Source organism: Anaerosporomusa subterranea (genome assembly GCF_001611555.1).
GTDB lineage: Bacteria > Bacillota > Negativicutes > Sporomusales > Acetonemataceae > Anaerosporomusa > Anaerosporomusa subterranea.
Window position 1 is genome coordinate 262,133 of record NZ_LSGP01000017.1, and the last position, 13,514, is coordinate 275,646.

Here is a 13,514-nt window from a genome sequence, read left to right on the forward strand (position 1 = left end):
CGCTGCCAAAGGAGTACCGGCCATGTTACGTCTGCTATCGGCATCAGTCATCGCGCGAGCGCGGCGATCCTCCCTGGCTGTTTGCTCCAAGAGGCTGATCTACCCTCGAATATATGGCAGACAGCCAAAGGAACCCGATAACTGTTTAGCAACGGAAAGCAAGGTATCCTTGCCGGCATGAAAATCGAGGACTATTAAGAAGTTAACGCGAAAAAGGAAGATCGCCTTGTATGAGGAATATAGTTGTTAGGTTCTTTTTAAAGGAGTTTTATTATGCCAGTGTCTCCTACCCCGCCAACAATGCCAACGCCGCCTGTTGCACCAACAATTACTCCGGCAAGCTCAAATACAGCTCCTGCTCTTCCGGCGGCCTCTCATAGTGGCGCGCCCCAAAACGTAAGTAAGCCGGTCAACTCAGAAGTGTCAGGTATCGTGAAGGAACTGGAAGGGATAAGGAAGGCTTTCCAGGGGAAGCCGCCACAGACCAAAGACGGCGGGAAGACAGAGCCTGCCGCAGCAGCAACAACCAAAACAAATAGTATCAAGGCCGCTCCCGCGCCCTATGTTTCTCAGGAGCGGGACTCTGCGCAAACTGTCGTTTCCCCTAAGCCGCTAGTAGATAACAAACCGTTCAGTGTAAGCTATCTTCCTTTTGTCGGGATCGTGGGGATAGTTGCCATCCTCTTACTGGGCCTGCGTTTATTTAAAAGGCCAACGAAGCAACCCCGCACTCCTGACTATTCTAATGCAACGATGACAGCCATGAATAATGAGGGCATAGATGCAGTTGCACCTCAGCAGACTATGGCGCCTAAAGGTAAAAGTAACTTTGAAGTTCGAGTATAGTTCCAGCATTTAAAATCAATTATTGACAGCGTTTTTTTGCTTAGAAGTATAGAGGTTATCAGCTTTTCTTTTCATGAACACGCCTGGCTTGAAGAATTCGTACATAACCATTTCACCTTAACCATGTTATAATCAGTTTAATAAGCTGGGAATAGGTAGCTAGGGTTCCGCCTGAATTATAAGGGTCAGCGACCAAGCGCTACATCCCTGTCCCAATTGGGACAGGGGCACCTATTGGCACAAAAAGCCCGAGGGGGATAGCTTGGCGTACTTCGTGTGCGCCGAGATATTTCCCTCGGGCTTTTCTTTGGAAAAGGAGTGATGGCATATGTTAGCGGAAAGATACGATGTATTCTTATTTGACCTGGATGGGGTAATTTACATCGGCGATCAGCTTTTACCAGGCAGTAAGGAGGCGATTGAAGAACTGCGAAAAAGGGGAAAGCAACTCTATTTTCTAACCAATGATCCGCGGTTTTTGCGTCAGGAATTGTGTGAACGATTATCGCATCTGGGAATAGCCGTCAGTCCGGAAGAGTGTATTACGTCCGGCTGGGCCACGGTGCATTACCTCGTTCAACACGCTATCCATTGTGTGTATGTGATTGGCACGGAAAGCTTAAAAACGGAAATAGTTAATCAGGGTATAACAGTGGTGACGCAAGGGGATTGTCAGGCGGTCGTCGTCGGTTATTGCGAGAATACGACTTTTCACGAAGTTCAGCAGGCAGTCAGGCAAATTGAAAGAGGTGCTCAATTCATTGCCACCAATCCGGATTCATCGTTTCCTGGTGCGCAGGGGCGATGTGTGGCTACGGGAGCCATTGTGCAAGCCGTACAAGTGGCATGCGGCCAGCGTCCCGTCATGATCGGCAAGCCGTATGCGCCGATGTTCCATATGGCACTGAGAAAGGTAGTGAACCATACACGGGTGGTGATGATCGGCGACAGTCCGGATACCGATATTTTGGGGGCGCATCAATGCGGCATTGATGCCATACTAGTGGACCGGGAACCGCGTTATTATCCGGTACATGGTGATTACCGCTGTCCCAACGCTACAATTAAAAATTTGCTGGATTTGTTTAGCCCTAATAGTGTCTCAGTGGACTGGAGTTTCCCTGGGTTTCCCTGGCCGGACACGATAGAACCGGGAGTAGCAGCAGTGATTTTCAACGAATGGGGTCAGATTTTTTTGGTCAAGCGCGCGGATAACGGGCTTTGGGGTCTGCCGTCAGGTCATGTGGAAGTGGCTGAGACCGTTACGGAAGCCATTGGCCGGGAACTCTATGAAGAAACAGGATTGATTGTAGCCGTTGAAAAATTAGTGGGGGTCTATTCAGACCCCGTTACTCAGGTTTTCAGCTATCCATCAGGTAAGATTACGCATTTCATTACCTTATGTTTTCTGTGCAGCATAAAAGGGGGAACTTTACAGGTAGATTATAACGAGATCAACGAGGCGGCCTTTTTCGATATTGGGCAATTGCCTTCAAAACTGATGACGATGCATCCTCAGTGGCTCGCAGATGCCTTGGCCGGGGCGAATGGGGCATTAATCAGATAGGGGCAGGGCAATGGCAAATTGAGTGGTGTAGGGTCTGGTTTTTCATGGTATAATAAGGAAATTAAATAAAAGGAGAATACACTATGAATAGAATCAATCTTATTGCATTAGGTGTGCGCGACATTAAAAAATCCCGTGCTTTTTACAGGGATGGACTGGGATTTTCTACGCCGAGCAATGAAGAAAATCCCCAAGTTGTATTTTTTAATAATGGCGGTACAAAACTTGAATTATATCCACTGGAAGAATTAGCAAAAGATATTAGCGAAACCAATCCTCCCGAAATTAGCAGCGGTTTCACTGGAATTACTTTAGCGTATAACGCAAAAAGCAAAGAAGAAGTTGACACCATATTTAGCAAGATTGAAAGTATCGGCGGTACTATCGCCAAACAGCCGCAGCTTGTGTTTTGGGGCGGATATAGTGGTTATTTCAGAGATTTGGACGGGTATTATTGGGAAGTAGCCTATGCTGACTCGTGGAAGTTTGATGAGAATGATATGCTGATTATAGAAGAATAGTGTTTAAAACAACTTGCGGGAACGGTCCCTTTTTGGCAACATCTCACCGCTAACGGTGAAATGTTGCCAAAAACTTTTTCGTGGAGCAAAGCCAGGGATTTACCTAGTGTCATGCCAGAATACGGGGTGAATTAAATAGGTTAGCGGCTACTTTTCGACTGGCCCTTTCCAACTGTTCATTCCGCTTGTCACATTATACACATTGCTAAAGCCCTTGTCCCGCAGGAGGCTGACAGCCTGATTGCTGCGGTTGCCGCTGCGGCAGATAATATAGATTTTTCCTTTTTGAGGCACTTCACTTAGGCGGTTGGATAACTGATCAAGGGGAATCAGCTTAGCGCCGGGAATATGACCTTCGGCGTATTCGCCAGGAGTACGCACATCAAGAATGATAGCGGAATTGTTTTTCCAGTCTGCCAGAGCCTGGTCAATAGTGACATCGCGGCCAGTGGCGGCAGAGCCGTTGGGAGCAGCTAGTCCGCAACCGGTAAATAGCAAGCCAAATAACAAGATAACGATAACCGGCAGTTTTTGCATATACCCTCCTTGAAAGCTGGTAGTATGTCCATTATATCACGGTGAAGCCACTGTTCGTCTGCTGTTTTAAGTAAAATCCGGTTAGTGAAGACGGGTGGTTGAGGAGATCTTTCGGGCAGCCTGCAAAGATTATTTTTCCGCCGTCCTGACCGGCTCCGGGGCCTAAGTCGATGATCCAGTCTGCCTGACTGATGACGTCGAGATTATGTTCGATGATAATTACAGTACTGCCGTTAGCGGTGAGCCGATTCAGTAGTGCAATAAGGCGGCCGGTGTCAGCCATGTGCAAGCCGGTGGTGGGCTCATCCAGGATATAAATCTGACCGCTGCTTTCCAGCTCGGCGGCTAGTTTCAGCCGCTGTCTCTCCCCGCCTGAAAGTGTGTTGAGCGGCTGGCCCAGCGTGATATAGTCCAACCCGACATCGTTCAGTCGTGTCAGAATGGACTGGATTGGTTCTTCTGGGAATAAGTCCCGCGCTTTTGCAACACTCATGGATAGAATCTCGCCAATGTTCTTCCCGCGTAGGGTATATCCGAGAACTTCGACGGTAAAGCGACGGCCCTGGCATACTTCACACAGACTGATGACGGGGTCCATAAAGGCCAGGTCTGTATAGGTGAAGCCAAGTCCTTTGCAGGCCGGACACGCGCCGGTGGAATTAAAACTAAACAGTGAGGCGCTGACTTTGTTGGCCTGGGCGAACAAATCGCGGATCTGATCAAAGATTCCGGTATACGTGGCCGGGTTGGAACGCTTTGAGGCCCGGATGGCTTCCTGATCGATGAAGATTGCTTCTGGATAGTTCCGGGGCAGCACGCCGTTAATCAGTGTGCTTTTTCCGGACCCCGCTACTCCAGTAACAACCGTCATAACGCCGCGTGGAATTTTTACGCACACATCTTTCAGATTATGCAGTGTCGCATGCTCAATCATGAGCCAGCCGTCCGGCTGCCGCGGCGACGGCTTCAGTCGGGGCTTGCGTGCGAAATGTTCGCCGGTCGGAGTAGCAGCGAGCGCAAGGCCTGCAAGATTGCCTTCATAGATGATCTCGCCGCCTTGGGAGCCGGCTCCGGGACCCAGATCAATAATGTGGTCGGCAATTGCAATGACTGCAGGATCATGCTCGACAACAAGGACGGTATTACCCTTGCTGCACAGCTGACGTATGAGAGTATTGAGACGCTGGACATCGTGGGGATGAAGTCCGGTGCTCGGTTCATCTAAAATATAAGTGATATCAGTCAGGCTGCTGCCGAGCTGACGGAGCATTTTTACCCGCTGCGATTCACCGCCGGACAGTGTGCCGGTTTCCCGGCTAAGGCTAAGATAACCTAATCCAATCGCGATGAAGTGCTCCAGGCGTTCCAGGATTGCAGCGACGACAGGGGCTGCCGCCGGGGCATCAATTGCGCGGATTACGGCGAAAAGATCGCTTGCCTGAAGGGCCGTACAATCCGCAATGTTTCTGCCATTGATCCTGCAGTTCAGTACATTTTGGTTCAGTCTGGCCCCCTTGCACAACGGACAGGTTTCTGTGGAAACAATACGGTCTATTGCTTCTCTGTAACGTGCGGCTTCTTTGGACTCTTTTGTCAGAAAGCTCCGTTCGATCCGGGGGATAAGACCTTCGTAGCTGGAAGTCGGCGGCCAGCCGGGATGAGGCTGTTTTAGTTTGATACCTGTTTGGTAAAGCAGCAGGTCACATTCGTCAGTAGTGTATGCGCCCAGTTTTTTATCATTATCAAAAAGTCCGGTGAGAGCGTAGCGTTTCCAGCGCCATTCACCGGGACTAAAAGTCGGAAACCGGATAGCTCCTTCATTCAGCGATTTTTCCTGGTCAATCAGCCGATGGACTGCGATAGAGGCGACTGTTCCTAGACCTTCGCAGCGGGAGCACATCCCTTGAGGATTGTTAAAAGAAAACACGTCGGAATATCCGGCAAAGGGTCTGCCAATCCGGGAATACAGCAGGCGGAGCAGTGCGTAGATATCGGTTACCGTGCCTACTGTCGATCTGGCATTGCCGCCAAGCCGTTTTTGATCAATCACCATTGCGACAGACAAATTTTCCAGCGAATCGACATCCGGCTGACCATAGCGCGGCAGCCGGTGGCGAACAAAACTGCTGAATGTTTCGTTAAGCTGGCGCTGCGATTCAGCGGCAATCGTATCAAAGACAAGCGAAGACTTGCCCGATCCGGATACTCCGGTAAAAACAGTGATCTGTTTTTTGGGAATGCTTACCGTAATGTTTTTCAGGTTGTTTTCTCTTGCGCCGGTAATATAAATAAAATCCTGACGGCGCCCAGGTTCAATCGTTTGCTGCGGCATTTGCCGTTCCTTTCTGTGAAAAAACAATTTATTGATTTACCTAGGGAAACTAATTGCTTGGTTTCTCCTGAATTTCACCAAGAGCTGCCGCCACCTTCAGACATAGTTCACTAAACAGAGACTGTTCACCGGGAGTAAGAACGGAGGCGGCTGTTTTTGCCGTGTCACGACGGCTTTGGGCTGCGCGTTCCAGAAATTCCTGGCCCTTTTCCGTAAGCGATGTCGACTGCTCCCGCCGGTCCTCCCGACCCTCGGTTTGCTGGATTAACTGGCTGTCTTTTAAAGCTCTGAGGATTTTGGAGGTGCTTGGACGTGACATCCCCAGGGTTTCACTTATGACCGAAGGCATCAATACGCCCTTAAGGCGCAAAAGCTCAAGTATGTCATATTGGGGCCAGTTGATCTGTTCAGGGTTGATGCGTGTGCGTCTCGCAACCAACACGCACTGCAGTTGGGATAAAGCGTTTTCCAGTTCTTGCGGCTGATTTGGCGGCATTTGATAAAGACTCCTCTCGTTTGATGGATGCTATCTCTGATAAGTGTAGCAAATTGATTTCCGAAAAGCAACTATATGCAAGGATCTTCTTAGCATCGCTCATTCAGTATTTTCATAGAAAACGTTGACATGACGATAATACTCTAAAGCTGGGTGACAGCGGATGGCGATATCCTACGGGTATTACTATGGCCTGTATCTTATATTGACAATAGCTTCTGATAGAATTAAAATGTTTGTATACAAATGAATCGAGGTTGAATAATGACGACAATTTCTCCTTCCCGCTATATATGTTTTAAACTAAGCAGAGCGATGCGAAAAGTTCAGCGTTATTACGAGGTGAATCTAGCTCCTCTCAAGATAACGCCGGTTCAGTTTTTCGTACTGAGTTCCCTCTGGGAAGCAGATGGAGTTAAATTCAAAGAGCTTGCCCAAAAGTTGAGTATGGACGGAGCGACTCTCACCGGGATACTGGATCGCCTGGAACGGCTGGAGTTCATCGCCAGAGAGGATGATCCGGAAGACCGGCGGTCGTTGCTGGTTTTTCTTGGCGAAAAGGCCAAGCTGCATCATGATGACTTTCAGCGTCTGGCAGAGACACTCGATAATGAAATTCGGGGTCAGTTTGATCAAGCGGATTTTGCAACGTTTGTGAGAATGCTGGATACGATCGGAATTGACGGCAAGGAGTAGTCATTTTTTTATGAGTATAAGTTCGCGAAGAGGACGAGACTACGTTTTCCACGGAGGGCACGGAGGATACACGGAGGCCACGGAGGTAAAGGTCACATATTTACCAGCTTTGCTGGCCTAAAAAGGGTAACCTTCCGTGCGAGCCCTCCGTGAACTCCGTGCCCTCCGTGGAGCGGTATTCCGTATTTCCCGAAAGAGCATGCGTGGTCTTTCTTAAACATATTGTTAGTATACCAATAATTTGTACACATTTATTCGACTGAAAAGAGGAGGCTATTGGATGAAGGAAAGGATTAAGCGGTTTGCATTGGATTTAGGTGTCGATGATGTAGGGTTTGCTAAGGCAGACGACTATGACAGTCCGAAATCTTATGCGTTGGAGAAGTTTCTTCCCGGAGCGAAGACAATCATTGTCTTGGTTTTTAAAGAACTGTCTACTTGTGAAAGCCCCAGTGTTACCATTGCCATGAACGGCAGACTTGATTTGATGTCTTTTCAGCGATCCTGCAGCTACCGGATCAACCGGTTTCTGGAACGGGAATATCAGGCGAAGGTTGTGAATATGCCTTACTCGTATCCGATGGAATTGCACAGCGACAGGCCGGCGCTAGCGGATTTCTCTCAGCGCCATGCGGCTGTAGCCGCTGGGGTGGGGACTTTCGGGCGACACAATCTGGTTATTCATCCTCGTTTCGGAACCCGGATCGGCCTGGCTTCCCTCATTACCAACCTTGCTATAGAGCCTGACGCCAAACTAGAACAAGACCTATGCATCCATTGCGACCTGTGTGTTAGAAATTGTCCGGGGGCCGCTCTCAATGAAGCAGGTAAAACAGATGTTATGCGTTGTTTAAAGAAGTCACAGCCATATGGTCTGGGGGGGAATATCGCTTTTTGGAAGCAGTTTGTCGACAGTTCTCCAGAGGAGAAAAAGCAAATGTTTGCTGATGAAAGGTATTGGCGGCTGCAGCAAACAGGCTCTATCGGGCAACAGTACTTTTGCTTTAATTGCCTGAACTCCTGTCCGGTTGGGTTACAGTCCCGGTAGACTGAAAAATAACAGTAAGGGGTGTAGTGATGAAATCATTGTTTGATCAAACTCAGTTGGCCGGTATGAAGTTGAAAAACCGGTTTATCCGCTCGGCCACGTATGATGGATTGGCGGATGAACGCGGGCATATGACGCAAGAATTGTTTGCGGTATATGAGAATTTGGCAAAAGGGGGAGCCGGTACGATTATTACCGGCCTTGCCCAGGTAACTGATTTGGAGCAGCCCTATCCGGCTCAGATGGGTATCTATGATGATTCCTTTATTGATGAATATAAGAAGCTGACTGAAGCAATTCACCACTATGATGCAAGGATAGTGCTACAGCTAGCCTGCCTTGGCTCGCAGACTTCGTTTACTGCCAGTGGCAAGGTGATGTGGGGACCGAGTCAGGTAGAGGATCTGGGGTTTAAAACTACTCCGGCGGCCATGACCACAGATGAAATTCTTTTCGTACAGACGGCCTTTGCCGATGCCGCGCTCCGCGCAAAGCAGGCAGGGTTTGACGGCGTGCAGATGCACGCAGCGCATGGGTATTTATTAAATAAATTCTTAACTCCTTACTATAACCGCAGAACTGACAGCTATGGCGGCGGCATTGAGAATCGAGCAAGAATGGTTGTCGAAACCTATATGGCCATACGGGAAAAGGTTGGCCCGGACTATCCGGTTCTGATTAAAATCAACAGTGAAGACTATATGAGTCAGGGGATGACGTTCGCGGAGTGCAAATATGTATGCAAAGTGTTAGTCCAATTAGGGATAACTGCCATCGAAATAAGCGGCGGCAGCAGCTCGTCGCGGCCTAATGAGGGGCCTGTACGAGTGGTCACACCGGAACAGGAAGCGTATTTCCAGTCTTACGCTGCGGAAATCGCGCAGGAACTCACCGTGCCGGTTATCGCAGTTGGCGGCAATCGGGATGTTGCATCGATGACAGCAATATTGAATGATACTTTAATTGAATACATTGCCCTTAGCCGTCCGCTGATCTGTGAGCCTAATCTGATTGACCGGTGGCAGAGCGGAGATCTAAACCGCGCGAAATGTGTCTCCTGCAATAAGTGCTTCCGCCGCGGCGGCACGCGATGTATTTTTAACTGTAAGAAGCCTTCTGACGTCTAATCATCGAGTAGAAGCAGCTTTAGCCGGAGATCTCATGCCAAGCCGAGATCATCATCGTCTGGCATGGTATATATTTATTAGCTAATGGCAAAATTACCGCGCAGGACAGCGAAGAGAATTTCAGCGGAGGTTCGCAAAACCTCCGCTGAAATTCTCTTTAAAACGGATCATAGGATTGTAGGTACACTTTCACTGACTAGTGTACAATCATCGGCGTGATAATAGGGATTAGCGTCGAAGTCACAATCGCCGAGAGCGCCATGCCTATTCCAGCCATTAAGCCTTGCTGTTCACCTTCCATCAGCGCCGTGGCTGTACCCTGACCATGCGACAAGGTTCCCATGGCTAAACCGCGGGTAAGCGGACTGGTAATTTGCAGCAAGGTTAACAAGGTTGGACCGGCAATCGCGCCAATCGTCCCGGTTGCAATAACAAAAGCAATCGCCAGGCCGGGATCGCCGCCATTGACTTTAGCCACTTCGGCGGCAACCGGCGCCGTAATTGATTTCGAGCCAATCGATAAAACGACTTCCTTCGACAGCCCTGCCAATTGCGCTATCATCATCGCGGTTATGATTGTCAGCGACGAAGCCAGGCATACCCCTAACAGGACGGGAGCCAGATGCTTTTTCACAACCGCGCGGTTGTTATATAAGGGTACTGCCAGGCAGACCATTGTTGGCCCCAGCAGCATGGTGATAATCTCTTTCCCCGGATTATACACGCTATAGGGTATATTCAGCAGCAGTAACGCTGCGATAACCAAAGCGCCGCCGACTGCAACGATATTGAGCAACGGACTGCGGTAACGGATGAATAACATGCGCGCGGTCAGGTATGCGCCAAATGTCAGCAAAACCATCAGTATTGTCATCAACACGTTCATATTATTCTCTCCTTTCCTGCGCGAACCCGGTCAGGCGAAATCCAACAAAGGCAATCAGCAGGCTTACAGCCAGCAGGCCGAACAGCACTAATCCATCTGTATAAAATAAATCTCCATAGTTCATTAAACCAACAGCAACCGGAATGAAAAAGAAAGACATGTGCTTAAGCAGAAACTCAGATACCTCCCGGATCTGCGATGGGTTCAAAATCCCTGTGCTTAACAGGGAAAACAGTATTACCATGCCGGCCACACTGCCGGGAACCGGCAGGTGGGAATAAGCAACAAGCGTATCGCCTGCCAAGGAAACCAGCGTAACAATGCTTAACTGTTTAGCAATCGAAACTACTTTCGTGACTGTCGCCATCATAACCCCGCCTTTCCCGTTTATTTCTCTTGATGGTTCTCATTCTACATGCAGACAAGTTATAAGTAAAATATATAGTAAAGATATTTACTATGAGAAAAAGAGATAGTAGAATAGGGCAAGGGGGTGTTGACATGGATATTCATCATTTGCGGTATTTCATCGAGGTTGCCCGGCAAAATAGCTTCAGTAAAGCCGCAGCGATCTCCCATGTATCACAGTCGGCGATCAGCAAGATGATTAAAGACCTGGAGACCGAGCTGGGGGTTTCGCTGTTTAGCCGCAACTCTAAATCGGTGCAGCTAACTGATGCCGGCATCCTGTTTCTTGGCCAGTCCCAGCAGGTAGTCTCGATGTTTAATAACCTTGCCGCTGAATTTGCCAATGAGTTCAAATTAGAAAAGGGCAGACTATCGATCGGATTGCCGCCGATCACAGAAGCCACTGTTTTTGCTCAATTACTGGGGGAATTCAAGAAGAAGTATCCCCAGATCGATATGGAATTGTACGAGCATGGATCAAAAAACGTTGCCCTCAAAATTCAAGAAGGAACACTCGATTTCGGGATCATCTGCCAGGCTCCGGATAATGCGGTTTTCGAGTCGTTCTCGTTAGCGAATGATCCACTGAAGGTTATCATTCATCTGGAACATCCGCTAAGCATTTTAACCGAAGTGGATCTGAAAGACCTAAGCAATGAATCGTTTGTTATCTATCGGGATGATTTCAGCTTGCATGATGAGATTATTAACCAATGCAAACTGGCCGGCTTTCAACCAAAGATCATTTTTGAAACCTCGCAACGCGAGCTGATGATTCAAACTGTGGCGGCGAATCTGGGCATAGCCTTATTGCCCAGCCGGTTATGTTCTGACTTGTGCGGCAAACAGATCAACGCTGTTACCTTGGCAAATCCACAAATTTTGCATCAGATGTCTGTCATTTGGCGCAAAGGACGATATCTTTCGCATGCTGCGCAGTTATGGCTTAATTTTGCCAGAAAATATCTGCTGCAAACAGACGTATAGGAGAACCGCAGCATCAGCTACTCTGTGCCGCCGGCTTATCGCCGCCGCTGTTTCCCCTTTTCTACTATTTGGAATACCTGTAGTTAGATTTAGCTAAACCAAAAAAGGCTAATTTCTCTTTTAGTTTTAGAGGAATTAGCCTTTAGTCTTTCTGATCAGCTTGAAATCCTTATCGACAGATGATTAATGCAACAATCATCATATTAGATATAGTATATATAGGCAATGGGATACTGCCAAGATTTAAAGCTTACCTGACCGGATAATAGCATAAAATAGCCAAAGAAACATGACCATGGCAATTCCGAAGCCAATTTCTACAACAGGAATTCTCCACAACAAGGAAGATTGTCCGGCAATACTTAAACTGACAATGATGCTGGCCATAATAATACTAAATGCCAGCAAAATAATGCTGAAGGATAGCCTGTTGCTAATACGGTCTTGCGTTTCTAAGATATGTTCCATCTCCGGAATCGCTATCTCTAAACGCAATCGCCCGCGCTTGACAATAGAACTCAGCTCTTTAAAATGTTGAGGCAGGCTAATGAAAAGCTCACTGAAGTCGCTTATATTCTGCCGCAGTGTATTGGTCAGAGTCTTAGGATGCAGGCGCTCCAGTAGTAATTTTTTTCCGAATGGCTCGGCGACATCAAGAATACTCAAATGGGGGTCTAGCTTTTCAACAACCCCCTCCATAGTAAGCAATGCCTTGCCTACTAGTATCAGATCGGCCGGCATTCTTATTTTGTGCTTCAGAGCGACTGCAAAAACCGTATTCACTGCTTCACCAAGACTTATCTGACTTAACGGGACTCCATAGTATTTTTCCCTTAATCGGTCTATATCGTCCCTGAGTTGAAGCCTGTTGACATGCTCGGGGGCAATTCCCATGCGGAGAATCGTTTTGGTTAAATCATCTGAGTCTTGACGCATTAAGCCGATTATTAATGAAGCTAGATTATATTTCATTTCGGGGCTGAGACGGCCAACCATGCCAAAATCCAGGAAAGCAATGATTTCTCCCGGCAACACCACCACATTCCCAGGATGAGGGTCGCCATGAAAGAAACCCTCCATAAAAATTTGCTGGAAAATTGCTTTGGCAAAGCGCTCCGCTAAAAGAGAAAGGTTATAGCCCTGCTGCTCTAACTGTTCGCTTTGACTAATTTTTATCCCCTCGATATATTCTGCCGTTAGTACTTTTGGCGTCGAATAATCCCAATAGACCTTGGGAACGTAAATCATGGGATTGTTGATAAATTGCTTTGAAATTTTTTCGGCATTGCGGGCTTCACTCGTATAATCAAGTTCGTTGCGAAGAGCTTTCGCGAACTCATCGATCATATCCACAAGTTGATAGGTTTCCGCCCAATTAAAGCGACGTTCCGCCAGGCTAGCCAGTTCATATAGAATTTCCAAATCGGTTTCGATATCGGTGGCGATGTTTGGTCGCTGAATTTTTACCGCAACTGTCTCGCCTGTTTTTAAAACTGCCTGGTGAACTTGTCCGATAGAAGCTGCCGCCAGCGGCTCTGGCTCAAAATACTGAAAGATTTCTTCCAGTGTTCCCCCTAACTCTGCTCGAAGCACAGAACGTACCTCTTCAAAGGGAAAGCCGGGTACCTTATCCTGCAGCTTTTCTAATTCGCCAATAATCTCCGGGGGAAGAAGGTCCGGCCGCGTACTGGCAATCTGACCTAGTTTGACATAGGTTGGCCCTAATTGTTGAAAAACCAACCTAATTCGCTCACCTACGCCCCCGGTATTGTTTTCGGTAAATACCGGCCGTACGCGTTGGTAATAGGGAACCTTCTGGGGTAAACCCATCTCTTCCACAATATAGTCAAAGCCTTGACTTAGCAGCGCGGCAGCAATTTCACGGTAGCGATTAATGTGGCGCACTCTCTTTGCAAACATAAATACCCTCCTGACTTATTAACCCCCGTTGGCCACCGTTCTAAAGACGAATTTGAATAATATTACCTTTTGTAGTTGTGTATACTTGTCTCTGTAAATCCATGATTTTCTCAGTATAAAACTCTACTCCAACAGGCATAGTA

Annotated in this window: 13 protein-coding genes; 7 read left to right on the top strand and 6 right to left on the bottom strand. The window is 47.9% G+C overall.

Annotated elements, in window-relative coordinates; genetic code table 11:
• Positions 1-273: 273 nt before the first annotated feature.
• From AXX12_RS08770 to AXX12_RS08780, 3 genes are all read left to right on the top strand, one after another.
• Positions 274-846: a hypothetical protein gene (locus tag AXX12_RS08770; RefSeq protein WP_066241098.1), complete on the top strand. Its 573-nt coding sequence runs from the start codon at positions 274-276 to the stop codon at positions 844-846.
• 328 nt (positions 847-1,174) lie between these two features.
• Entirely contained in the window at positions 1,175-2,413 is a 1,239-nt protein-coding gene (locus AXX12_RS08775) for a TIGR01459 family HAD-type hydrolase (RefSeq protein ID WP_066241100.1), read from the top strand.
• A gap of 83 nt (positions 2,414-2,496) precedes the next feature.
• Entirely contained in the window at positions 2,497-2,934 is a 438-nt protein-coding gene (locus AXX12_RS08780; protein ID WP_066241103.1) for a VOC family protein, read from the top strand.
• A 147-nt stretch (positions 2,935-3,081) separates the two neighbouring features.
• Here the strand turns inward: AXX12_RS08780 and AXX12_RS08785 are convergent, their stop codons facing one another.
• The 3 genes from AXX12_RS08785 to AXX12_RS08795 are packed head-to-tail and all read right to left on the bottom strand — an operon-like array spanning position 3,082 to position 6,299.
• Positions 3,082-3,471: a rhodanese-like domain-containing protein gene (locus AXX12_RS08785; protein ID WP_066241105.1), complete on the bottom strand. Its 390-nt coding sequence runs from the start codon at positions 3,469-3,471 to the stop codon at positions 3,082-3,084.
• A 31-nt stretch (positions 3,472-3,502) separates the two neighbouring features.
• Positions 3,503-5,803 (bottom strand): ATP-binding cassette domain-containing protein, encoded by a 2,301-nt coding sequence (locus AXX12_RS08790; RefSeq protein WP_066241107.1) that lies wholly within the window; start codon positions 5,801-5,803, stop codon positions 3,503-3,505.
• Between the two features lie 49 nt (positions 5,804-5,852).
• The gene (locus AXX12_RS08795) at positions 5,853-6,299 is read right to left on the bottom strand and encodes a MarR family winged helix-turn-helix transcriptional regulator (protein ID WP_066241111.1); all 447 of its coding nucleotides are present in this window, start codon (positions 6,297-6,299) and stop codon (positions 5,853-5,855) included.
• Between the two features lie 264 nt (positions 6,300-6,563).
• Between AXX12_RS08795 and AXX12_RS08800 the strand changes: the two genes are divergently transcribed.
• From AXX12_RS08800 to AXX12_RS08810, 3 genes are all read left to right on the top strand, one after another.
• Entirely contained in the window at positions 6,564-6,995 is a 432-nt protein-coding gene (locus AXX12_RS08800) for a MarR family winged helix-turn-helix transcriptional regulator (RefSeq protein ID WP_066241112.1), read from the top strand.
• 280 nt (positions 6,996-7,275) lie between these two features.
• Positions 7,276-8,043 (top strand): 4Fe-4S binding protein, encoded by a 768-nt coding sequence (locus AXX12_RS08805; RefSeq protein WP_066241114.1) that lies wholly within the window; start codon positions 7,276-7,278, stop codon positions 8,041-8,043.
• A gap of 29 nt (positions 8,044-8,072) precedes the next feature.
• A complete protein-coding gene (locus AXX12_RS08810) occupies positions 8,073-9,170 on the top strand; it encodes an NADH:flavin oxidoreductase (protein WP_066241117.1) in 1,098 nt (365 codons plus the stop codon).
• A 196-nt stretch (positions 9,171-9,366) separates the two neighbouring features.
• Here the strand turns inward: AXX12_RS08810 and AXX12_RS08815 are convergent, their stop codons facing one another.
• Positions 9,367-10,056, bottom strand: a complete 690-nt coding sequence (locus AXX12_RS08815) for an LrgB family protein (RefSeq protein WP_066241119.1) — start codon at positions 10,054-10,056, stop codon at positions 9,367-9,369.
• Position 10,057: 1 nt separating this feature from the next.
• Positions 10,058-10,426, bottom strand: a complete 369-nt coding sequence (locus tag AXX12_RS08820; RefSeq protein WP_156478616.1) for a CidA/LrgA family protein — start codon at positions 10,424-10,426, stop codon at positions 10,058-10,060.
• Positions 10,427-10,557: 131 nt separating this feature from the next.
• On the opposite strand from AXX12_RS08820, the gene AXX12_RS08825 reads away from it, so the two are divergent.
• Positions 10,558-11,451, top strand: coding sequence for a LysR family transcriptional regulator (locus AXX12_RS08825; RefSeq protein WP_066241124.1), 894 nt, complete (start codon positions 10,558-10,560; stop codon positions 11,449-11,451).
• 243 nt (positions 11,452-11,694) lie between these two features.
• Here AXX12_RS08825 and AXX12_RS08830 read toward each other — a convergent pair whose 3' ends face one another.
• Positions 11,695-13,371: an ABC1 kinase family protein gene (locus tag AXX12_RS08830; protein WP_066241127.1), complete on the bottom strand. Its 1,677-nt coding sequence runs from the start codon at positions 13,369-13,371 to the stop codon at positions 11,695-11,697.
• Between the last annotated feature and the right edge of the window lie 143 nt (positions 13,372-13,514).

Excerpts from the sequence above, each read along its gene's own strand:
- AXX12_RS08770 (WP_066241098.1), top strand. The coding sequence starts at position 274 with ATGCCAGTGTCTCCTACCCCGCCAACAATGCCAACGCCGCCTGTTGCA.
- AXX12_RS08775 (WP_066241100.1), top strand. The coding sequence starts at position 1,175 with ATGTTAGCGGAAAGATACGATGTATTCTTATTTGACCTGGATGGGGTA.
- AXX12_RS08780 (WP_066241103.1), top strand. The coding sequence starts at position 2,497 with ATGAATAGAATCAATCTTATTGCATTAGGTGTGCGCGACATTAAAAAA.
- AXX12_RS08785 (WP_066241105.1), bottom strand. The coding sequence starts at position 3,471 with ATGCAAAAACTGCCGGTTATCGTTATCTTGTTATTTGGCTTGCTATTT.
- AXX12_RS08790 (WP_066241107.1), bottom strand. The coding sequence starts at position 5,803 with ATGCCGCAGCAAACGATTGAACCTGGGCGCCGTCAGGATTTTATTTAT.
- AXX12_RS08795 (WP_066241111.1), bottom strand. The coding sequence starts at position 6,299 with ATGCCGCCAAATCAGCCGCAAGAACTGGAAAACGCTTTATCCCAACTG.
- AXX12_RS08800 (WP_066241112.1), top strand. The coding sequence starts at position 6,564 with ATGACGACAATTTCTCCTTCCCGCTATATATGTTTTAAACTAAGCAGA.
- AXX12_RS08805 (WP_066241114.1), top strand. The coding sequence starts at position 7,276 with ATGAAGGAAAGGATTAAGCGGTTTGCATTGGATTTAGGTGTCGATGAT.
- AXX12_RS08810 (WP_066241117.1), top strand. The coding sequence starts at position 8,073 with ATGAAATCATTGTTTGATCAAACTCAGTTGGCCGGTATGAAGTTGAAA.
- AXX12_RS08815 (WP_066241119.1), bottom strand. The coding sequence starts at position 10,056 with ATGAACGTGTTGATGACAATACTGATGGTTTTGCTGACATTTGGCGCA.
- AXX12_RS08820 (WP_156478616.1), bottom strand. The coding sequence starts at position 10,426 with ATGATGGCGACAGTCACGAAAGTAGTTTCGATTGCTAAACAGTTAAGC.
- AXX12_RS08825 (WP_066241124.1), top strand. The coding sequence starts at position 10,558 with ATGGATATTCATCATTTGCGGTATTTCATCGAGGTTGCCCGGCAAAAT.
- AXX12_RS08830 (WP_066241127.1), bottom strand. The coding sequence starts at position 13,371 with ATGTTTGCAAAGAGAGTGCGCCACATTAATCGCTACCGTGAAATTGCT.